This is a genomic window from Pantoea stewartii, assembly GCF_011044475.1.
GTDB lineage: Bacteria > Pseudomonadota > Gammaproteobacteria > Enterobacterales > Enterobacteriaceae > Pantoea > Pantoea stewartii.
This window is the reverse complement of sequence record NZ_CP049115.1, coordinates 2,026,722-2,048,875: the sequence shown is the minus strand read 5'-3', so window position 1 is coordinate 2,048,875 and position 22,154 is coordinate 2,026,722. Positions and strand designations below refer to the sequence as shown.

Annotated in this window: 17 protein-coding genes and 1 pseudogene; 7 read left to right on the top strand and 11 right to left on the bottom strand. The window is 54.2% G+C overall.

Going from position 1 to position 22,154, the window contains the following annotated elements:
* Window positions 1-11: 11 nt before the first annotated feature.
* Window positions 12-719: a YggS family pyridoxal phosphate-dependent enzyme gene (locus G5574_RS09655; RefSeq protein ID WP_164482546.1), complete on the bottom strand. Its 708-nt coding sequence runs from the start codon at window positions 717-719 to the stop codon at window positions 12-14.
* A gap of 15 nt (window positions 720-734) precedes the next feature.
* Here G5574_RS09655 and G5574_RS09650 point away from each other — a divergent pair, with 15 nt between their 5' ends.
* The gene (locus G5574_RS09650) at window positions 735-1,730 is read left to right on the top strand and encodes a type IV pilus twitching motility protein PilT (RefSeq protein WP_164482545.1); all 996 of its coding nucleotides are present in this window, start codon (window positions 735-737) and stop codon (window positions 1,728-1,730) included.
* On the opposite strand, the gene ruvX is transcribed toward G5574_RS09650, so the two are convergent.
* The 9 genes and pseudogenes from ruvX to metK all read right to left on the bottom strand — a co-directional run bounded on the left by ruvX (window position 1,727) and on the right by metK (window position 11,202).
* On the bottom strand, window positions 1,727-2,143 hold the full coding sequence (gene ruvX, locus G5574_RS09645) for a Holliday junction resolvase RuvX (protein WP_006120852.1): 417 nt from the start codon (window positions 2,141-2,143) through the stop codon (window positions 1,727-1,729). The genes G5574_RS09650 and ruvX overlap by 4 nt on opposite strands.
* Entirely contained in the window at window positions 2,143-2,706 is a 564-nt protein-coding gene (locus tag G5574_RS09640; RefSeq protein ID WP_033739653.1) for a YqgE/AlgH family protein, read from the bottom strand. The genes ruvX and G5574_RS09640 overlap by 1 nt, the downstream gene beginning before the upstream one ends.
* Before the next feature lie 79 nt (window positions 2,707-2,785).
* Window positions 2,786-3,736, bottom strand: a complete 951-nt coding sequence (gene gshB, locus G5574_RS09635; protein WP_033739652.1) for a glutathione synthase — start codon at window positions 3,734-3,736, stop codon at window positions 2,786-2,788.
* Window positions 3,737-3,848: 112 nt separating this feature from the next.
* Complete coding sequence (gene rsmE, locus G5574_RS09630) at window positions 3,849-4,580, bottom strand: 16S rRNA (uracil(1498)-N(3))-methyltransferase (protein WP_006120849.1); 732 nt, start codon at window positions 4,578-4,580, stop codon at window positions 3,849-3,851.
* Between the two features lie 74 nt (window positions 4,581-4,654).
* The gene (endA, locus tag G5574_RS09625) at window positions 4,655-5,362 is read right to left on the bottom strand and encodes a deoxyribonuclease I (protein ID WP_039339282.1); all 708 of its coding nucleotides are present in this window, start codon (window positions 5,360-5,362) and stop codon (window positions 4,655-4,657) included.
* Window positions 5,363-5,437: 75 nt separating this feature from the next.
* A complete protein-coding gene (locus tag G5574_RS09620; protein ID WP_006120847.1) occupies window positions 5,438-5,950 on the bottom strand; it encodes a SprT family zinc-dependent metalloprotease in 513 nt (170 codons plus the stop codon).
* A gap of 95 nt (window positions 5,951-6,045) precedes the next feature.
* Window positions 6,046-7,980, bottom strand: a pseudogene (locus tag G5574_RS09615) (methyl-accepting chemotaxis protein).
* A 234-nt stretch (window positions 7,981-8,214) separates the two neighbouring features.
* Window positions 8,215-9,606 (bottom strand): sugar porter family MFS transporter, encoded by a 1,392-nt coding sequence (locus tag G5574_RS09610; RefSeq protein ID WP_006120845.1) that lies wholly within the window; start codon window positions 9,604-9,606, stop codon window positions 8,215-8,217.
* 444 nt (window positions 9,607-10,050) lie between these two features.
* Window positions 10,051-11,202 carry a methionine adenosyltransferase gene (metK, locus tag G5574_RS09605; protein WP_110268365.1) on the bottom strand — a complete coding sequence of 384 codons (1,152 nt, stop codon included), beginning with the start codon at window positions 11,200-11,202 and terminating at the stop codon, window positions 10,051-10,053.
* A gap of 801 nt (window positions 11,203-12,003) precedes the next feature.
* On the opposite strand from metK, the gene speA reads away from it, so the two are divergent.
* Window positions 12,004-13,983 carry a biosynthetic arginine decarboxylase gene (gene speA, locus G5574_RS09600; RefSeq protein ID WP_033739647.1) on the top strand — a complete coding sequence of 660 codons (1,980 nt, stop codon included), beginning with the start codon at window positions 12,004-12,006 and terminating at the stop codon, window positions 13,981-13,983.
* A gap of 159 nt (window positions 13,984-14,142) precedes the next feature.
* On the top strand, window positions 14,143-15,063 hold the full coding sequence (gene speB / locus G5574_RS09595) for an agmatinase (RefSeq protein ID WP_033739645.1): 921 nt from the start codon (window positions 14,143-14,145) through the stop codon (window positions 15,061-15,063).
* 42 nt (window positions 15,064-15,105) lie between these two features.
* On the opposite strand, the gene loiP is transcribed toward speB, so the two are convergent.
* A complete protein-coding gene (gene loiP / locus G5574_RS09590) occupies window positions 15,106-15,861 on the bottom strand; it encodes a metalloprotease LoiP (protein WP_006120841.1) in 756 nt (251 codons plus the stop codon).
* A 269-nt stretch (window positions 15,862-16,130) separates the two neighbouring features.
* Here loiP and tkt point away from each other — a divergent pair, with 269 nt between their 5' ends.
* The 4 genes from tkt (at window position 16,131) to fbaA (ending at window position 21,857) form a co-directional block, all read left to right on the top strand.
* Window positions 16,131-18,125, top strand: coding sequence for a transketolase (gene tkt / locus G5574_RS09585; protein WP_054633204.1), 1,995 nt, complete (start codon window positions 16,131-16,133; stop codon window positions 18,123-18,125).
* A 308-nt stretch (window positions 18,126-18,433) separates the two neighbouring features.
* Window positions 18,434-19,453 (top strand): erythrose-4-phosphate dehydrogenase, encoded by a 1,020-nt coding sequence (gene epd / locus G5574_RS09580; protein WP_033739643.1) that lies wholly within the window; start codon window positions 18,434-18,436, stop codon window positions 19,451-19,453.
* A 51-nt stretch (window positions 19,454-19,504) separates the two neighbouring features.
* A complete protein-coding gene (gene pgk / locus G5574_RS09575; RefSeq protein WP_033739641.1) occupies window positions 19,505-20,668 on the top strand; it encodes a phosphoglycerate kinase in 1,164 nt (387 codons plus the stop codon).
* A gap of 109 nt (window positions 20,669-20,777) precedes the next feature.
* A complete protein-coding gene (gene fbaA, locus G5574_RS09570) occupies window positions 20,778-21,857 on the top strand; it encodes a class II fructose-bisphosphate aldolase (protein ID WP_039339288.1) in 1,080 nt (359 codons plus the stop codon).
* Window positions 21,858-22,154: the final 297 nt, after the last annotated feature.

Below are 22,154 nucleotides of genomic sequence, written 5' to 3'. Positions count from 1 at the left end.
AAGTTCCTCAATTATTGTTGTGAAGGCTGTGTGTAATCACGTGCGCCAAATATTGCGGTGCCAATGCGCACCAGGGTGCTGCCTGCGGCAATCGCCGCCTCCATATCATCACTCATTCCCATCGACAGCGTATCAACATCACTATAGTGCTGTTTTAACTGGTGAAATGCATCAGCCATTTGCTGACATACCGCCAGCTGTTTCTGATAATCCTGTTCGGGTGCCGGAATCGCCATCAGCCCGCGCAAACACAAACGCGGCATCGCGGCAATAGCCTGCGCCAGTTCGTCGACGGCCTCCAGCATGATGCCAGATTTGCTGTTTTCGTCACTGATATTTACCTGAATCAGCACATTGAGCGGTGCCAGATGTTCAGGCCGCTGATCGTTAAGCCGCTGTGCAATCTTCAGACGATCAAGGGTGTGGCACCAGGCAAAGTGTTCTGCCACCAGTCGGCTTTTATTGGACTGCAGCGGGCCAATGAAGTGCCATATCAGATTGGGATGTGAGGTCAGCGCCTGAACCTTTTCAACCCCTTCCTGAACGTAATTTTCCCCGAACGCGAGCTGACCCGCAGCCGCCGCTTCTTCGACTGCGCTCGCAGGTTTCGTTTTGCTCACTGCAAGTAGCGTAATTTCTTCGGGAGCCCGGCCGCAACGCGTTGCAGCAGCGGCGATTCGCTGGCGGACTTGCTGTAGGTTGTGCTGGATTGAAGTCATAGTCGGGAGAACACAATGAATCTGGATGAAATCGTGGCGCTTAGTGTAAAGCATAACGCTGCCGATCTGCACCTTTGTAGCGGACATTTGCCGTACTGGCGGCGTCAGGGCAGGCTGGAGCCGCTGCCCGATCGGTCTGCGCTGTCACCTGACTGGATGGCGCAGTTTACGTCGGTGTGGCTGGACAGCGAACAGCAGCAGCAACTTAAGCGGGAAGGGCAACTGGATTTCGCGTTGACCCTGGCGGCGGGACAGCGCCTGCGCGCCAACCTGTTTATGCAGCGTAACGGGCTGTCTCTGGCGCTACGCACCATCGCCAGCGAATGCCCGACGCTGACCGATCTGCGCGTACCGGAAGGGGTGCAGGCGCTACTGAAGAAACGGGACGGACTGATATTAATCACCGGGGCGACGGGCAGCGGTAAGTCGACCACCCTCGCGGCAATGGTGGATGCGATTAACCGGCAGCAGGCCCGCCATATCCTGACCCTGGAGGACCCGATTGAGTTTATCCATCGCAGTCAGCAATCCCTGATTCAACAGCGTGAAGTCGGTATGCACTGCCGGAGTTTCAGCCAGGGCCTGAAAGCCGCACTCAGGGAAGATCCTGACGTTATTATGCTGGGGGAACTGCGCGACAGCGATACCATTCGTCAGGCGCTCACTGCCGCAGAAACCGGCCATCTGGTGCTGGCCACGCTGCACACGCGCGGTGCGGTGCAGGCGGTAGACAGGCTGGTGGATGTGTTTCCTGCGGAAGAAAAAAATCTGGTGCGCACTCAACTGGCAAGCAGCCTCAACGCAGTGATCGCGCAGCAACTGGTGCCAGCCTGTGATGAGAAGAGGACCGGGCTGTTTGAAGTATTGATGGCGACCAGTGCCGTGGTCAATCTGATTCGGGAAGGCAAAATGCATCAGATTCCGGCGCTTCTGCAAACCGGCGCTCGGGCCGGGATGCAGACATTCGAACAGAGCCGCGCAGCCCGTCAAGCTGAAGGGGTCATTCGCTAGTGAGTGTCGAACCAGTCCTGCAGGATAATGGCCGCTGACTGTGAATCGACCGACCCTTTGTTCAGCGCACGGTAACCGCCACGCTCAAACAGGCCCGCACGGGCTTCAACGGTACTGAGGCGTTCGTCCTGCAGCTCCACGCGAATGCCGAAACGCCCGTGTAAGCGGTTGGCAAACTTGCGCGCACGCGCGGTCAGTGGCTGTTCGCTGCCGTCCATATTAAGCGGCAATCCCACCACCACAAAATCAGGCTGCCACTCTTTCAGCAACTTTTCGATTTGCAGCCAGTCAGGCGTACCGTCCTGTGCTTTGAGGGCACTTAACGGACGGGCACTGCCCGTCAGCTGCTGCCCGACGGCAACGCCAATGCTTTTGGTGCCGAAGTCGAAGCCTAACAAGGTTTGATGTGTCATCAGGCGTGACCTGCATCGCTGGCCATATTGTGAATATCCACCCCGATGCTTCGTGCCGCTTCGCGCCAGCGCTCAGCGATGGGCGTCTGAAACAGAATATTGCTGTTTGCGGGGGTGGTCAGCCAGGCGTTTTCCATCAGCTCATTTTCAAGCTGATCTTTTTCCCAGGCGCAATAGCCCAGCGCCACCAGAACATGATCGGGCTGATCGGCGGTACCTATGGCTTCCAGGACATCGCGTGATGTCGTGATCACCGTGTTGTCTGAAACACGGATGCTGGAGGTAAACGTGCGCTGGGCAGAGTGCAGGATAAACCCGCGATCTTCTGCCAGCGGGCCGCCGCTGAATACCGGCTTATCCAGGTTGATTGCCGGATCGCGGTTTTCCTCGGCAATCTTGAGCTTTTTCAAAATGCCTTCAACCGTCAGGTTTTCCATAGGCTTGTTAATAATCAGCCCCATTGCCCCTTCTTCGTTGTGCTCGCAAATGTAGACCACAGAACGTTTGAAAAAGGGATCCTGCAACGCTGGCATGGCAATCAAAAAGTGATGCTGTAAATTCATTCTCACATGCTTTACCAAAGATAACCGGTGCGTAAAGTCAGCACCGGTGTTGGGTTGATCACGGAGCATGGTCCCAGCGTTATGCTGAGCCCAGACGCTTCTCAATGGCATCCATCAGCATACCGGTGATGGACACAGGGAAAGCGGCCTCGATTTCACGAATGCATGTTGGGCTGGTCACGTTAACTTCTGTCAGTCTATCACCAATAATATCGAGTCCGACAAAAATCAAGCCTTTGGCTTTAAGCGTGGGGCCGACTTTGCGGGCGATCGCCCAGTCACTTTCGCTCAGCGGGCGCGCTTCACCGCGTCCACCGGCGGCCAGGTTACCACGGGTTTCACCGCCTTGGGGGATACGCGCCAGGCAATAGGGAACGGGTTCGCCATCGACGACCAGTACGCGTTTGTCGCCCTCTTTGATCGCTGGCAGATAATTTTGCGCCATGCAGTAGCGGCTTTCATGCTCTGTCAGCGTTTCGGCGATTACGCCAAAGTTTGGGTCATCCTGCTTCACGCGAAAGATGGATGCGCCACCCATGCCGTCCAGCGGCTTCATAATCACATCGCCATGCTCCTGCCAGAATGCACGGAGTTGCTGCTTCGAACGGGTCACCAGCGTATCCGGCGTAAATTCGGCAAACCAGGCGGTATAGAGTTTTTCATTGCAGTCGCGCAGGCTTTGCGGCTTGTTAACGATCAGCGTGCCCTGTTCTTCGGCACGTTCCAGAATGTAGGTGCAGTAGATGAATTCGGTATCGAACGGTGGGTCTTTGCGCATCAGGACGACATCAAGATCGGCCAGTTTGATCTGCTGTTCGCTGCCAAACTGGTACCAGCTCGCGGCATTCTGTTCCACGCTGAGCAGGCGCGTGCGGGCAAAGGCCACGCCGCCGCGCAGGGAGAGATCGTTCATCTCCATATAGTGAATTTCGTAGCCCCGGCGCTGGGCTTCCAGCAGCATTGCAAAGCTGGAGTCTTTCTTAATGTTGATGGATGCGATCGGGTCCATCACGATGCCAAGCTTAATCATTATTCTCTCCTGAAGGAGGCGGCACTAACCGTCTCGTTCCGTTCGGGCAAAAGGGGCTGATCTTTCAGGCTGGCGGTGAGGCTGCATGACCTGAACGTGCTAAAAGTATCGCTTAACCCAGGTCGCCAAACCTCACCTGAAGTGCCGTAATGGCCGTCAGCGCGGTGGTTTCGGTGCGTAAAACGCGTGGGCCAAGCAAAATATCCGTAAATCCATGCTGTGCCGTCATGGCAATTTCTTCAGCGGACAGCCCACCTTCCGGGCCAATCAGCAACCTGACGCGCTCGACCGGTTGGGGCAAGGTGTTAATACTGTGGCTGGCGCGCGGATGCAGATTCAGTTTTAACCCACTTTCCGCTTCACTGCACCAGGCTTCCAGCGTCATCGCCGGACGGATTTCCGGTACCCGGTTACGGCCACACTGTTCACAGGCGGCAATCGCAATCTTTTGCCATTGCTGAATTTTTTTCGCCAGACGTTCGGCGTCCAGTTTGACACCACAGCGCTCAGAAAACAGCGGCGTGATGACATTAACGCCCAGTTCGATTGATTTCTGGATGGTAAATTCCATTTTTTCGCCACGCGACATCACCTGGCCGAGATGGAGATAAAGGGGCGATTCACGATCGTCAGTCTGACTCGTTGTGATGGATACTTTTACACGTTTTTTATCAACTTGCGTGATTTCTGCCGCGAAAGTCAGATTACTGCCATCAAACAGTTCCAGATGCTGTCCGCTGGTCATGCGTAATACGCGACCAACATGGTTAGAGGCATCGTCATCCAGTGTAATCTCACTGCCAACATGCAGCGGCTGTGAGTGAAAAATGCGAGGTATGCGCATAAAGTACCTGAGAGCAAAACGCCGCGCGATCCACGCGGCGAGGCCGTAAAGACAGTTAGTTTAGGGCAGGGATTTTAACGCTTGCAAGCTTCGAGCACATAAGGATTATGATTCCCCTGTACCCGTGCGATACGTTGGTCTCGCTCGCATTCCCACTGGCTGACCGGATAGAGCTTGTTCCAGGCCGTAAATAGCTGGGTTTGCTGGCGCGACAAGCGCAGATGATATTGATCGCGCATATAGAAGTAGGTGCGCGCGATGGCACCGCGGGCCCGTTCTGGTGGCTCTGCCTGTTTGTTTTTAAAATCAATGTGCATGCTGCACTGACCATATTGCTTCTCTGTCCCGTTCCACTGGCTGTAAGCAAAGTTACCCCGGTCGCCGTTTACTTCACCTATTGCCGGTTGCAGATTGTGCAGATCGGTCTCCATATGGCGATAGTCGGCATCTTTACTGCAGTTTTTGCGTCCACCATTCTGCCAGCACTGACGTTGATGACCGAACTCCCAGGCAGGCATCACGTGCTCCCACTCGATGCGCGCGGCACGGTTGGCATTTTTACGCGGTTGATAACCGCAGCTGCTCAGATCAGGTTCGCCCTTTTTACCGTGCCAGGTCATTTTGCAGCCGCAATAAAAACTGCCCGGTGCATCGGCGTTAATCTCGGCCGCATAAGCTTTTGCCTGCTGAAAATTATTCTGATGGTAATTATTCAGGTTAAGCGCGGTAGCATGAAAGGAGGCCAGCAGCAGCGCGGCGGTCATGATTATTTTGCGAGACATATTCCAGTTATCACCTTGATCCTAAAAAGGGCGGCAGGGTACCAGAATGCGGGGGCAGGCGGAATGAGAATCCGGTCAGGATGGAAGGAAAAGGCCGGCTTTTAATACGTTGCCGCAATGGACACAGCGGTATTCGCTTTCGCCGCGAATCACGCGATTATGACGCCGTACGGTAAGGTGGTGCTGCTGACACTGACAGCGGTAGGCAAAGGTGCGACTACGGACGGACGCGACTTCAAAACGGTGGGTACGCTGGGCCGGAACACCGAGGACGGTTTCCATCATCCACTTCCACTCTTTCCCGTGCGGTGCCACGCGACCAAAGGTCTTCCACACCAGCAAATGGGCCAGTTCGTGAGGAACGACTTCATCAATAAACGCCTGTTGGTTCTCCAGCAGCAGCACAGGATTGAGGCGAATCTCCCATTTTTCCAGCCAGGCGGTACCGGCGGCGGTGCCCCGTTGCTGATAAACCAGCGTGGGCTCAGGGTAGGTGCGTTCAAGCATGCGATTAGCGCGCTCAAGAGCATCACGCAGGGCGCGCATAACGGCTTGTTGCAGGGCAATCGGAAGACGAGGTGTTTTCATGGCGCTCAGCATAAGCGCCGCAGAGGCGGAACTCAATATGAATGCGCGGGGCAAAGATGGCGATGCCCGTCTGTCACGACGGACATCGCCACGGCTTAATGGAACTGCGCGACGGTTTGTGCCAGCTGGCGGGCCTGATCCTCAAGCGAACTGGAGGCCGCCGACATCTGCTGAACCAGTGCCGCATTTTGCTGAGTCGTGCCGTCCATTTCATTAACGGCAATGGTGACCTGAGCGATACCGCGCGCCTGTTCATCGGATGCGGCAACAATTTCACCGATGATGCGCTGCACGGATGAAACGGCATTTGTCATTTCATGCATGGTTTTGCCCGCATCATTGACCAGCACAACGCCATTCTCGACGCGCAGCGCTGACTCTTCAATCAGGGCGGCGATGTCCTTTACGGCACTGGTGGTGCGCTGCGCCAGGTTACGCACTTCTGAGGCCACCACGGCAAATCCGCGTCCCTGTTCCCCTGCACGTGCCGCTTCAACGGCGGCGTTAAGCGCCAGAATATTGGTCTGGAAAGCAATGCTGTTAATCAGCGTGGTGATATCACCAATTTTCTGCGAGCTTTCATCGATCTTCGCCATGGTTGTCACGACCTGATCCACCAGCGTTTCGCCACGGTTAGCGATACGGGTGGCAGTTTCCGTCAGCCCTGTCGCCTGTTGTGCGTTGTCAGCGTTCATACGAATGGCCGCGCTAATCTGTTCCATGCTGGCCGCAGTTTCCTCCAGGGCGGCAGCCTGCTCCTCAGTTCGGGAGGACAGGTTCAGGTTGGCGCTGGCGATTTCGCCCGCGCCCTGCTGGACAGAGAGGCTGGCATCTTTGATTTGGCCGACCATCGTCCTAAGCTGTGACTGCATGGTATTCAACGCGTAGAACAGACTACGGCTATCGTCGGGCGCAACGCCAATGCTGTTGTTTAACCGCCCCTCAGCCACAGCCAGCGCGATACGCGCAGCCTCTGCCGGTTCACCACCCAGCGGGCGCATCACTTTGCGACTGAACAGCAGCCCCAGCACGGCACCCACCGACAGGATGCTGATGATCATCAGCCCGATTGCCTAGTACAGCTGGCGGTCAGCGGCCGCCATCACCTGACTGACGGGCGCCACGATCCCGACATACCAGGGTTTATCACTCTTCCCAACGCGCACGGGATACCACGTATACATGGCCTGTTCTTTGAGCACCGGATCGTATTGCTCCGTCACGTTGGTACTGGTGCTGTTTACGTTCCCCGGCCATTTCTTGCCCGCTTCACTTGTATCGGGGGAGGAAATCACGTTACCGCTGTTCGAAATCAGCAGCGCGTAACCGGTGCCTTGCCAGGGTTTGATCTGGTTGATTTTTTTCTGGATAGACGACAGCAGAATATCCGAGCTGACGACCAGTTTTAGCTTATCGTTCACCATGACAGGCGTGGCGACTGAGGTTAACCACTCGGGTTTCGCGCCATCATAGGCGAAGCTGTAGGGTTCAATCAGCGTGTCTTTAAGCGTTTCTTTCGGCAGCAGATAGTAATTGCCCGCACCGGGTTGTAAAAAATCCAGCGCCGGATTCATTTTAAAATGCCCGTCTTTATCCCGATCAATATACCAGGCATAGCGCCCCTCGGGTGGCATTCCCTGCTGGCCGGCGAAAGCACTGTCACGACCGTCGAAGGCGTTGGGTTCGAACACCACGGTCATCGATACAAAGTCAGGATTTTTCTGCAGGGCATATTCCATGAGCTTATGGGCAACGTTGCGATCGGTCACGCCGGCCGCTGGCAGCGCGGCAAGGCTTTGCCCCAGGTTTTGTGCCGCGTCCAGTGCATGTGTCAGTTCCTGTTGAATTTGTCCGGCATGGCTGGCAGCAATTTGTTGCAGGTAGTCAGCGGCCAGAGATTTTTGCGCTTTTGAAGACTGCCAGCTGAGCAATCCGATGGTCGCTGCAAAGCCCACGACAATCGTCATTCCCCCTGCCAGCAGCATCTGAGCCCGGGTGCTCATTGTCTTTTTTACGCTGGGGTTGTTCATTGGATTTCCTGATGAAAATAAAGTATGAAAACGGATTTTTATAAGGGAAACGTCAGGTCATTTATCGGCGTATATTTTTTCGACTTTAACGAAAGAAAAGCGAAGCGGGGCGGCGCAAGCCAGGCGTGGCAGGGTTTTAGCGTGAATACGCTGAGCTGTTGGCGTGGGTAAAGGGTTAAAAAAAGCCAGTCAGTTTACACTGACTGGCTTTCACGGACGCGGGCGCGAAGGAATTTACTGGCCGATATCGCGCAGTTTTTTACCCGCCATCAGGTTACGTTCAATATGTTCCAGCGACACGTTTTTGGTCTCCGGAATGAGCATAACGGTGAGCACAATAAAGAACACGTTCAGCAGCGCGTAAACCCAGAAGGTCGGTGCATTACCCAGCGTGTTCAGCATGGTCAGGAAGGTTGCGCCAACGATCATATTGGCAATCCAGTTGGTGGTGGTTGAAACCGTGATACCAAAATCACGCCCTTTCAGCGGCTGAATTTCGGAACACAGTACCCAAATCAACGGACCGGCTGACATGGCGAAGCCCACGATAAACATCAGCAGCATACCAATGGCGAAGTACTGCGCGCCTGGTGTATGGATGCCCATGTGCAGCATAGTGCCCAGGATGCCCATACCGGCAGCCATGACCAGGAAGCCCAGAATCAGCGTAGGCTTACGGCCCCAGCGATCCACCAGGCCAATGGCGATGAAGGTGGCCAGTACGTTAACCAGACCGACAATAACCGTTCCCCACATCTGCTGAGTCGTATTCGCAAAACCGGCGATCTCAAAGATTTTCGGCGCGTAATACATGATGACGTTCATCCCGGTGAACTGCTGCATCACCTGAAGCAGAATGCCGAGGAAGACCGCGCGGCGGAAGTTGGCGTTATTGGTAAACAGACCCCAGCCAGACTGCTTCACTTTCAGGCTTTCGCGGATCTCATCCAGTTCGCGTTTTGCCTGTTCACTGGTGTCACGCAGACGATCCAGAACACGCTGTGCGTCGCGGAAGTTGCCTTTCGCCGCCAGCCAGCGCGGGCTGTTCGGCAGGAAGAACACACCAATCAGCAGCAGAATGGCAGGGATCGTGATCACGCCCAGCATCCAGCGCCAGTTTCCGGTAAAGCTAAATGCGGTATCGGAGAGATACGCACCCAGAATACCGATGGTAATCATCAGCTGGTACAGCGAGATCATGCTGCCGCGGATTTTCTCTGGTGCGATTTCAGAAAGGTAAAGTGGCGCGGTATACGAGGCGACACCCACGGCGAGACCTAACAGGACGCGCGCGCAGATCAACATTTCCGGATTAGGTGCCATCGCTGACCAGAGTGATCCAATGACAAACAGAATCGCACCGGCCATCAGGCTTTTTTTACGGCCCAGACGTGATGACATCCAGCCGCTGCCGATAGCACCAATGGCTGCACCAAACATCATGGAGCTGACAATCCACTCCTGTTGGTGGGCAGTAACATTAAAGTCCTTAGCGATAAAGGGCAGGGCACCTGCGATAACGCCGATATCCAGCCCAAAGAGCAGGCCTGCGAGCGCTGCCAGAAAGCAGACAAATAAGGTCATTGCCTTATTTGAGGTTCTGCTTTTATGTGAGTTGCCAGGCATGGTTGCCTCCAAATTATCCATCATTGTTGTTATCGATGTTAAAAAACCTTATCTGGGTTAAAAGTGAGCCCGATCACATTGATGTAATCGCTTACACATGCTGAAACCCTGAAATCCAGCATTTACAACCCAGAAAGGTCAAGTAACCAGTGAGGTATAGTACCCTCGAAGTTTCTGACAATGTCCTGATTAACGCCTATCAGATGACGCTGAAAATAACGCATTTTTAAAAGAATAACTACGGCGATAAATTCCTAAATAGCCGATATTTAAAGCGTTTCAAATTGTAATCGTTAATACAAGGGCAGGGTACAAACTGAAAGAAAGTGTAGTTGAGTTAAAAAAATGTGCCGCAGGAAAAAAGCGGAGGACGAATGCGGGATAAAGCTCATAAAAAAGCCCCGCCATCGGGCAGGGCTTTCAGGTGCACTTACTCACCAATGCTTACAGACCAGCGGCCTCGCGCAGCTGTGCCGCTTTGTCGGTTTTTTCCCATGGGAAATGTTCGCGACCAAAGTGACCGTAAGCGGCCGTTTCTTTATAGATTGGGTGCAGCAGATCCAGCATCTGAATCAGACCGTATGGACGCAGGTCAAAGAATTCACGGACCAGCAGCGTCAGCTGTTCAGTAGAGACTTTCTCGGTACCAAAGGTTTCCACCATGATAGATGTCGGCTCTGCCACGCCGATGGCGTAGGAAACCTGAATCTCACACCGATCGGCCAGGCCAGCCGCCACGATATTTTTGGCAACATAGCGCGCAGCGTACGCCGCGGAGCGGTCAACTTTTGAGGGATCTTTACCTGAGAATGCGCCGCCACCGTGACGCGCCATCCCGCCGTAGGTATCGACAATGATTTTACGACCGGTCAGGCCACAGTCACCCATTGGACCGCCGATAACAAAACGGCCGGTTGGGTTGATGTGGTATTTGGTGGACGCGTTCAGCCACTCAGAAGGCAGTACCGGCTTGATGATTTCTTCCATCACCGCTTCCTGCAGATCGTGCTGGCTGATGGCTTCGCTGTGCTGAGTCGAGAGCACGACCGCGTCGATGCCTACAATCTTGCCATTGTCATACTGGAAAGTGACCTGGCTTTTCGCATCCGGGCGCAGCCATGGCAGCGTGCCATTTTTGCGGACTTCAGCCTGACGCTGGACCAGACGATGCGCATAGGTTACCGGGGCGGGCATCAGCACGTCGGTTTCGTTGGTCGCGTAGCCGAACATCAGGCCCTGATCGCCTGCACCCTGTTCCAGCGGATCGCTGCGGTCAACGCCCTGGTTGATGTCCTGAGATTGTTTACCGATGGCGCTTAACACGGCGCAGGAATTGGCATCAAAGCCCATATCGGAATGAACATAGCCGATTTCACGTACGGTATTACGGGTGATTTCTTCGATATCAACCCAGGCGCTGGTCGTGATTTCGCCGCCGACCAGAACCATACCGGTCTTTACGTACGTTTCGCAGGCCACGCGCGCTTTAGGATCCTGCTCCAGGATCGCATCAAGCACCGCATCGGAAATCTGGTCAGCGATTTTATCAGGATGTCCTTCTGATACGGACTCGGATGTAAAAAGATGTTTAGCCATTATGTTCTTTACCTTACCAATGGTTTGAGTTCGACTGCGTAGCGCAAGTGAGTGTTAGCTGACTTAACGCCCCTTAAGGCAAAGCCGAGAGCAGTCAGGTAGTGTCAGCACGCCAGGCCAACACCGCCTGGATATTAACCTGTTTAGATGGAAAACCATCTGGACGTCTATTTTAGGTTACGAGATGAGCGAATTACCAGCCCTTTTTTCTGATGCACTGCCGGCCTGGTGCTGAGTAGTGAATAATGCTGCAGGCAGGGCCAGCATTAAGCGAATAATCTCTTTGCATTTTTCAGGCGCAAATTGTATAAAACGCCGCTGCGTTTGCAGCAGAAAAAGGATGACGCGCTATCGCGTCGCGCCCGTCAGACCACTGTCTGGCTTTCACCCTGATGGTTTGCCACATGACGGCGTCATGTGCGGAGGTGATACACGTCATGAGCCTTATCTTCTCCTTCACGGCTTCTTTGCGTGCTGGCTTTGCGTCAGCGTTATCCTGTTTCCCGTCTTTATTTCTTTCCTGCCACCCTTTTATTCGCTTCGGTAATTATCCCGACACAAGCGCTGGCTAACCTCTGACACGTCAACGTGGGCAAGTGGCCCGACCGACGTGGTGTGAATTATTCGCGGCCCTTTTTTCCCCTGTCGTGGCGGAGTGTTTTACACTTAGGTCATGCAAGGGGATTATCTGGGCGCGTGACGCTGACAGAGCATGACGTAATATGTGGCAACGAATTTCCCTACATCCGGCTGTTGAGTCGGATTACAGTATTATCTTTCAACGGAAAATTGAGGTTCGTGATGTCTGACGGCATGAAGAATATCAAGGGTTCGTCAGCTGGCGAACAAGGTGCTCTCCGCTCTATGCAGGAGGTGGCGATGAACGATCAAGACGCCAGCCTGATGCTGCGGACCTATAACATTGCCTGGTGGGGCAATAACTATTATGACGTGAATGAACTGGGTCATATTAGTGTCTGTCCCGACCCGGATCGCCCGGACGTGCGCGTTGATCTGGCAAAACTGGTGAAAGAACGTGAGGCGCAAGGCCAGCGTCTGCCGGCGTTGTTCTGTTTTCCGCAGATCCTTCAGCACCGCCTGCGCTCAATCAACGCCGCGTTCAAACGCGCGCGTGAATCCTATGGCTATACCGGTGACTACTTCCTGGTTTATCCCATCAAGGTTAACCAGCACAAACGCGTGATTGAATCGCTGGTGAACTCCGGTGAGCCGTTGGGCCTTGAAGCCGGATCAAAAGCGGAACTGATGGCGGTGCTGGCGCATGCCGGCCACACCCGCTCAGTGATTGTCTGTAACGGTTATAAAGATCGTGAATACATTCGTCTGGCGCTGATCGGCGAAAAAATGGGGCACAAGGTTTATCTGGTTCTGGAGAAGATGACCGAAGTGCGTCTGGTGCTGGAAGAAGCGGAACGCCTGAATGTGGTGCCGCGCCTCGGCATTCGTGCGCGTCTGGCGTCGCAAGGTTCCGGTAAATGGCAGTCGAGCGGTGGCGAGAAATCCAAATTTGGCCTGTCTGCCACGCAGGTGCTGAAGCTGGTTGAAATCATGCGCGAAGCCGGACGCATTGACAGCCTGCAACTGCTGCACTTCCACCTTGGCTCTCAGATGGCGAATATTCGCGATATCGCCACCGGCGTGCGCGAGTCGGCACGTTTTTACGTGGAGCTGGCGAAGCTGGGCGTCAACATTAAGTGCTTCGACGTCGGCGGCGGCCTGGGCGTGGATTATGAAGGGACGCGTTCACAGTCTGACTGCTCGGTAAACTACGGGCTGAATGAATACGCTAATAATGTTATCTGGGCCATCGGTGCCGCCTGCGACGAACACGGACTTGAACATCCTACCGTCATCACCGAGTCCGGTCGCGCCGTAACGGCGCACCATACGGTGCTGGTCTCTAACATCATTGGTGTTGAGCGGAACGAATTCAGCAAACCTGAAGCGCCCGATATCGATGATGCGCCACGTCCTATCCTGAGCATGTGGGAAACCTGGCAGGAGATGCACGAGCCGAATACGCGCCGCTCTCTGCGTGAATGGCTGCACGACAGCCAGATGGACCTGTTTGATATTCACACCGGCTATTCGTCAGGCATTTACAGCCTTAAGCAGCGCGCCTGGGCTGAACAGCTGTACCTGAGCATTTGCCATTATATTCAGCAGCATCTGGATCCCAGCAACCGCGCACATCGCCCGATTATTGATGAGCTGCAGGAGCGCATGGCGGATAAGATCTATGTGAACTTCTCGCTGTTCCAGTCGATGCCGGACGCGTGGGGCATCGATCAGCTGTTCCCGGTGCTGCCACTGGAAGGCCTGAATAAAAAGCCCGAACGTCGGGCCGTGCTGCTGGATATTACCTGTGACTCCGATGGCACCATCGATCATTACGTGGATGGCGACGGCATCGCGACGACCATGCCGATGCCGGAATATGATGTGGAGAACCCACCGATGCTGGGCTTCTTTATGGTCGGCGCGTACCAGGAAATTCTGGGCAACATGCACAACCTGTTTGGTGATACCGAAGCAGTGGATGTCTTCGCATTCCAGGATGGCGAAGTGGAAGTACAGCTTTCCGATGAAGGCGATACCGTGGCCGACATGTTGCAGTATGTGCAGCTGGACCCCAATGAGCTGATGACGCTGTTCCGTAAACAGATTCAGACCTCTGAACTGGACGAAGACCTGCGTGAGCAGTTCCTGCAGGAGTTTGAAAGCGGTCTCTATGGCTACACGTATTTAGAAGACGAATAACGCCCTGCGAAGCGCTTGCAGCCGGGCGGGACATTGTTGATAATCGGCGGCAACACATCCCTTCCTCGTCGGGCCTAACGACGCGGAGGGGATTTTTTTTATCTCAACCTGAAAGGTGTGCGGGCACGGCCCGGTTCAGACATTAACAGAGGACGACTTATGTACAATACCCTCGGTAATCAGTACGACAATTCACTGGTTTCTAACGCCTTTGGTTTTATGCGTTTTCCAGTCAATTTTCAGCCTTACGACAGCGACGCAGAGTGGGTGATCACCGGCGTTCCGTTTGATGCAGCAACCTCTGGCCGTCCAGGCAGCCGTCTTGGCCCTGGTGCCATCCGTCAGATTTCAACGAATCTGGCCTGGGAAGGCTGTCGCTGGCCGTGGGATTTTGACCTGCGTCAGCGCCTGAATGTCGTCGACTGTGGCGATCTGGTTTATGCCTTTGGCGACTCTCAGGACCTGTCTGACAAGTTGCAGGCTCACGCAGAGAAGCTGCTGGCTAACGGTAAACGTATGATGACGTTTGGCGGCGATCACTACGTCACGCTGCCGCTACTGCGTGCCCACGCGAAGCACTTCGGTAAAATGGCGCTGGTGCACTTCGACGCGCATACCGATACCTATTCTAACGGCCCCACGTTTGACCATGGCACCATGTTCTTTACGGCGCCAAAAGAGGGCCTGATCGATCCGCAGCACTCCGTCCAGATCGGTATCCGTACCGAGTTCGATAAGAGCCTGGGCTTTAACGTGCTGGATGCGGCACAGGTTAACGACCGCAGCGTGGACGATATCCTGGCGGAAATTAAGCGCACCGTTGGCGATCTGCCGGTTTATCTTACCTTTGACATTGACTGCCTGGACCCTGCGCATGCGCCGGGTACCGGTACGCCAGTGATCGGTGGCTTAACGACCGACAAAGCGACCAAGTTGATTCGGGGTTTGCAGGGCATGAATATTGTCGGGATGGATCTGGTGGAAGTGGCCCCGGGCTATGATCACGCCGATCTGACCGCGCTTGCTGCCGCAACGCTGGCACTGGATATGTTACACGTTCAGGCCGCCAACAAAGGCTAATGCCACAGCGGGATAACGCAGCGTTATCCCGCTGATTCAGGCTTACTTGCTGTCTGCCGCGATACGATCGCGAATGTGTTGTGCGCGGGCTTCAGAATCAGGGTGCGAATCGAACATAGAGCTCTGGCGACCCTGTTCCAGTTTCGCCAGTTTTTCAAAGCTGGTCGCTAATCCGACAGGGTCAATTCCCCGTTTTTTAAGCAGATCGTAAGAGTAGTCATCCGCCTGCGTTTCCTGAGTCTGGGAGAACTGCGCATTCACCAGTTTTTCGCCCATATCGCCCAGTTGTGACTGCGACAGCGAGCCAATGATGCCTCCTACGGACGCGGCAGCGGTGCGCGCGGCGGTCGTGGTAAAGGCAACCTGCATCGCTTTACGTGTATGGCCCAGCGCGACGTGACCCATTTCGTGCCCCAGCACCGCCTCCACTTCATTGTCGTTCATCATGTCCATCAGGCCGCTGTAAACGCGTATACAGCCGTTGGCCATCGCCCAGGCATTCACATCTTTGGTCTGGTAGACCTTATAGTTAGCCGGCGTACCGTTAATGTTGTCGCCCAGTGCGGCCGCGATTTTATTCAGACGTTGCTGGTATTCGCTGTTCGCCGGCGCGACCTGATTGTCTTTGTCCATCTGGGCACAGGATTGATCGCTCAACTGCTTCACCTGGGCATCGCTTAATGTGTACGCCTGGAAAGCCTGTGCACCTGACTGCAGCAGGCCGTTGTTATTCATCCCCTCGCAGCCGCTTAACAGCGCGATCATCCCCAAAGCCAGTACCGTTTTCTGAATTTTCATTCCATCTTCCCAATAGTAACAAGATAAAAAACAATCACCTGACGCGGTGGCTGGTGATCGAACATACTGGTTATAGTCGGCGGTAAACCGTTTTGCTAGCAGACATTACCGGAAAAGCCAAACGCGCCGGGCATATTTCGCGTTTTACGACATTACTTTTAGGCCGTTTTTCATGTACATTGTTGTGAAAGTTTCCCCTCGCTTTGCCCGATAACTGATTAATTACAAAAGGTTAAGGCGCAAATCGTTAATCCGAAATGGAGTAGAAGATGCCCTCTCGTAAAGATCTTGCCAATGCCATTCGCGCCTTAAGTATGGATGCAGTGCAAAAAGCTAAATCGGGACATCCGGGTGCCCCTATGGGCATGGCGGATATCGCCGAAGTGTTATGGCGTGGCTACCTGAATCATAATCCAACTAACCCATTGTGGGCTGACCGCGACCGTTTTGTGCTGTCGAATGGTCACGGTTCGATGCTGATCTACAGCCTGCTGCATCTGACCGGTTACGATTTGCCCATCAGCGAACTGGAAAACTTCCGTCAGCTGCACTCTAAAACCCCGGGGCACCCTGAGTACGGCTACACCGTTGGTGTGGAAACCACCACCGGTCCGCTGGGACAGGGCATTGCCAATGCCGTGGGTTTTGCCATTGCTGAGCGCACATTAGCGGCGCAGTTTAACCGTCCGGGTCATGACATCGTAGACCATAACACCTGGGTGTTTATGGGCGATGGTTGCATGATGGAAGGCATCTCACACGAAGTCTGCTCACTGGCCGGTACGCTGAAGCTCGGTAAGCTGGTGGCCTTCTATGACGATAACGGTATTTCAATTGATGGCCATATCGACGGCTGGTTTACCGATGACACCGCTAAGCGTTTTGAAGCCTATGGCTGGCATGTGGTGCGCGGTGTGGATGGGCATAACGCGGATGCGATCGCGAAAGCCATCGAAGAAGCGAAAGCCGTAACCGATAAGCCTTCACTGCTGATGTGCAAAACCGTGATTGGTTTCGGTTCACCAAACAAAGCGGGCACCCATGATTCACATGGCGCGCCACTGGGTGACGACGAAGTGGCCTTGACCCGTAAGCAACTGGGTTGGGAGTATCCGCCATTTGTTATCCCGTCTGAGATTTATGCCGAGTGGGATGCTAAAGAAGCGGGCAAGGCGAAAGAAGCCGCGTGGAATGAAAAATTTGCCGCTTACGCCAAAGCCTTCCCGGAACTGGCTGCCGAATTCAAACGTCGCATGAGCAACGAACTGCCAGCTAACTGGCAGCAAGAGTCGCAAAAATTCATTGAGCAGTTGCAGGCGAACCCGGCGAAAATTGCCAGCCGTAAAGCTTCGCAGAATGCGATTGAAGCGTTTGGTAAGATCCTGCCGGAATATCTGGGCGGTTCAGCGGATCTGGCACCCAGTAACCTGACTATCTGGTCGGGATCTAAGCCAATCAATGAAGATGCTGCGGGTAACTACATCCATTATGGTGTGCGTGAGTTTGGTATGACCGCGATTGCTAACGGTCTGGCCCTGCACGGCGGTTTCCTGCCTTATACCGCAACCTTCCTGATGTTCGTGGAATATGCGCGTAACGCGGCACGTATGGCTGCGCTGATGAAGATCCGTCAGATCATGGTGTATACCCATGATTCAATCGGTCTGGGTGAAGATGGCCCGACGCACCAGCCTGTTGAGCAGATGGCAAGCCTGCGCACGACGCCGAACATGAGCCTGTGGCGTCCGTGTGACCAGGTTGAATCTGCCGTGGCGTGGAAATATGCCATTGAGCGTAAAGACGGCCCAAGCGCCCTGATCTTCTCGCGTCAGAACCTGGCACAGCAGGAGCGTACACCCGAACAACTGGCCAACGTGGCCCGCGGTGGTTATGTCCTCAAAGACAGCGCAGGCACGCCAGAACTGATTCTGATTGCCACCGGTTCCGAAGTGGAACTGGCCGTCGCGGCTTACCAGAAGCTTACCGAAGAAGGTCGCAAGGTGCGCGTGGTGTCTATGCCATCGACCGATGCTTTCGATAAACAGTCCGAAGAATACCGTGAATCTGTTCTGCCAAAAGCCGTTGCGGCGCGCGTCGCTATTGAGGCTGGTATCGCCGATTACTGGTTTAAATACACCGGGCTGAACGGGGCTATTGTTGGGATGACAACCTTTGGTGAGTCGGCTCCTGCTGAGAAGCTGTTCGAAGTGTTCGGTTTCACGCTCGACAACGTTGTCGCAAAAGCAAAAGCGTTGCTGGCGTAATGCCACAATCCTGACGCGTGCCTGCGCGTAAGGATAGCAATAAAAAAGGGGGCGCTTTCTGCCCCCTAACTGACGCAATTATTCCTGGAGTAATCGCTCATTTTTGCTCAATTATGTGATGCAGATCCAAAAATTCGCAGCTCGCTTGATCGCAGTCATTCCTGTTATTCCTCACTTCTATTATTCTCGCTGAACCGTTTCAGTTATGGCGCGTTCACCCTGCATCGGGTAAGAATCTCCTGTACAAAACGTGGTGAAACGCTCAGGCTATCTGCACCTTTTTTTCAGTCTGGTTTGGCAGGAGAAAGATGACCATTCGGGTTGCAATAAACGGCTTTGGTCGCATTGGACGCAACGTGTTGCGTGCACTGTATGAAACGGGACGCCGTGCTGAAATCACCGTGGTGGCGATTAATGAGCTGGCGGAAGCCGCAGGCATGGCGCACTTATTAAAATACGACACCAGTCATGGCCGTTTTGCACTGGATGTTCGCCAGGAGCGGGACCTGCTGTGGGTGGGAGAAGATACTATTCGTATTCTGCACCACGCCGGACTGGACGCGCTGCCCTGGCGCGAACTCAATGTCGATGTGGTACTGGACTGTACCGGCGTTTATGGTTCCCGCCAGGATGGTGAAGCTCATCTGCGCGCTGGCGCTAAAAAAGTCCTGTTTTCCCATCCGGGTGGTCACGATCTTGATGCCACCGTCGTGTACGGTGTTAACGAGCAGGAACTGAAACAAACGGACTGTATTGTCTCGAATGCCTCCTGCACCACCAACTGCATTATTCCCGTGATTAAGCTGCTGGATGATGCGTTTGGGATTGAGTCGGGCACGGTGACGACGATCCATTCGGCGATGCACGATCAACAGGTGATCGATGCTTATCACAGCGATCTGCGCCGCACGCGTGCAGCCAGTCAGTCTATTATTCCGGTGGACACGCGCCTGGCGGCAGGCATTACGCGTATTTTTCCGAAATTTAACGATCGCTTTGAAGCCATTGCAGTGCGTGTGCCGACGATCAACGTGACCGCCATTGATCTCAGCGTTTCTGTGCGTCAGCCGGTTAAGGCCTGTGAGGTTAACGCCTTGTTGCTGAGCGCGGCAGAAGGGGCGTTTCGTGGTATAGTTGACTATACGGAGTTGCCGTTAGTCTCAATAGATTTCAACCATGATCCGCACAGTGCCATTGTGGACGGTACACAAACGCGGGTCAGCGGTCAGCATCTGATCAAAACCCTGGTCTGGTGCGACAACGAATGGGGCTTTGCTAACCGAATGATCGACACGACGTTAGCGATGGCCGCAAGCGGTTTCAGGTAAGACGCGGTTTGCGTCTGGCAAAACTTATGAGAATCAACGAGAGGGTTCACCATGTCCGTAATTAAGATGACCGATCTGGATCTTGCTGGCAAACGCGTTCTAATCCGCGCCGATCTCAACGTGCCGGTAAAAGAAGGGAAAGTGACGTCAGATGCACGTATCCGTGCGTCTCTGCCTACCATCGAAGCAGCCCTGAAGCAGGGCGCTAAAGTGATGGTTACCTCTCACCTGGGTCGTCCGACCGAAGGTGAATACAACGACGAATTCTCACTGCTGCCTGTAGTGAACTACCTGAAAGAAAAACTGAACGGCACCCCGGTAACGCTGGCGAAAGACTACCTTGACGGCGTCGATATCGGCGCGGGCGAGCTGGTTGTGCTGGAAAACGTTCGCTTTAACAAAGGCGAAAAGAAAGACGACGAGGCGCTGGCAAAAAAATACGCAGCACTGTGTGATGTGTTCGTGATGGATGCTTTTGGCACCGCGCACCGCGCCCAGGCCTCTACACACGGCGTGGGTAAATTTGCGCCTGTCGCCTGTGCGGGCCCGCTGCTGTCGGCTGAGCTGGACGCGCTGGGTAAAGTGATGAAAAACCCTGAGCGTCCGCTGGTGGCCGTCGTCGGTGGTTCTAAAGTCTCAACCAAATTTGATGTGCTGCAGTCGCTGGTCAAGATTGCTGACACCGTGATTGTCGGCGGTGGCATTGCGAACACCTTCGTCGCTATCGATAACAAAGTGGGTAAATCGCTGTATGAGCCAGACTTTGTTGAAGCGGCAAAAGGCCTGCGCGATCAGTACGGTATTCCTGTCCCAACCGACTCACGCGTTGGCACGGAATTCTCTGAAACTGCCCCGGCAACCGTGAAAAAGGTTTCGGAAGTGGCAGATAACGAAGAGATTATGGACTTCGGCGACGAAACCGCTCAGGCCATGGCAACCATCCTCAAGAATGCGAAAACCATTCTGTGGAATGGCCCGGTTGGTGTGTTTGAGTTCCCGAACTTCCGTAAAGGCACCGAGATTGTCGCTAACGCGATTGCAGACAGTGACGCGTTCTCTGTTGCAGGTGGCGGTGATACGCTGGCTGCTATCGATCTGTTTGGCATTGAAGACAAAATCTCCTATATCTCGACAGGCGGCGGCGCGTTCCTTGAGTTCGTTGAAGGCAAAAAACTGCCTGCCGTTGCCATGCTGGAAGAGCGTGCGAAGCAGTAATCCTTTGGGGGCGGTGCCTGGCGGCACTGCCTGAAAACTCGCCCGATACCGGGCGTTTAAATCGCTGTCCCCATGTTGGGGATAACCGGTCACGAAACAGGACACAATCATGTCTAAAATTTTTGATTTCGTAAAACCCGGCGTTGTCACTGGTGACGACGTTCAGAAGATCTTCAAAGTAGCGAAAGAGAATAAATTCGCTCTGCCAGCGGTTAACTGCGTCGGTACTGACTCAATTAACGCTGTGCTGGAAGCCGCCGCGAAAGTTAAAGCCCCGGTTATCGTACAGTTCTCTAACGGCGGTGCTGCGTTCATCGCCGGTAAAGGTTTTAAAACCGACAAGCCACAGGGCGCCGCCATTTTCGGTGCGATCTCTGGCGCACAGCACGTGCATCTGATGGCTGAACAGTATGGCGTGCCGGTTATCCTGCACACCGACCACTGTGCCAAAAAACTGCTGCCGTGGATCGACGGTCTGCTTGACGCAGGCGAAGAGCACTTCAAAAAAACCGGCAAGCCGCTGTTCTCTTCTCATATGATCGACCTGTCTGAAGAGTCACTGGAAGAAAACATCGAAATCAGCAGCAAATACCTGGCGCGCATGGCGAAAATCGACATGACCCTGGAAATCGAACTGGGCTGCACCGGCGGTGAAGAAGATGGCGTGGACAACAGCCACATGGACGCTTCCGCCCTGTACACCCAGCCAGAAGACGTGAACTACGCGTACGAAAAACTGAATGCGATCAGCCCGCGTTTCACCATTGCGGCATCCTTCGGTAACGTCCACGGCGTTTACAAACCCGGCAACGTGAAACTGACCCCAACCATCCTGCGTGACTCCCAGAAATTTGTCTGTGAAAAACATGGCCTGCCGCACAATGCGCTGGATTTCGTGTTCCACGGTGGTTCAGGTTCTTCTGCTGCAGAAATCGAAGAGTCTATCAGCTACGGCGTGATCAAGATGAACATCGATACCGATACTCAATGGGCGACCTGGGACGGTATTCTGCAGTACTACAAAAAGAACGAAGGCTATCTGCAGGCGCAGCTGGGTAACCCAGAAGGCGCTGATAAGCCGAACAAGAAATACTACGATCCACGCGTCTGGCTGCGCGCTGCGCAGGCATCCATGGTGGTGCGTCTGGAGCAGGCGTTCAAAGAACTCAACGCCGTTGACGTTCTGTAAGTAGCGTTGCTCAGCGCTGAGGTCGTCAGGACGTCAGCGTGACTGACTCTGTCCCGATCAGCCGATCGGGACTTTTTTTATCCCGCCTTTGCACACCTTTCTCTTTGCGCTTTTGATGAGTCGACGTCCGGTTACAGCGGCATCGCTCACCACCTTTTATGCTCAAAAACTTCTCAACAGGGAAGGGCGAAGCGAGGGGAGTCAAACGCATTGTGGCGACGATTCAGGCTGCCCGTCCTCATTATGGTGCCATGTAATTTGGCACCAGGCTAAATAATTGATTAACCTTAATCCCTG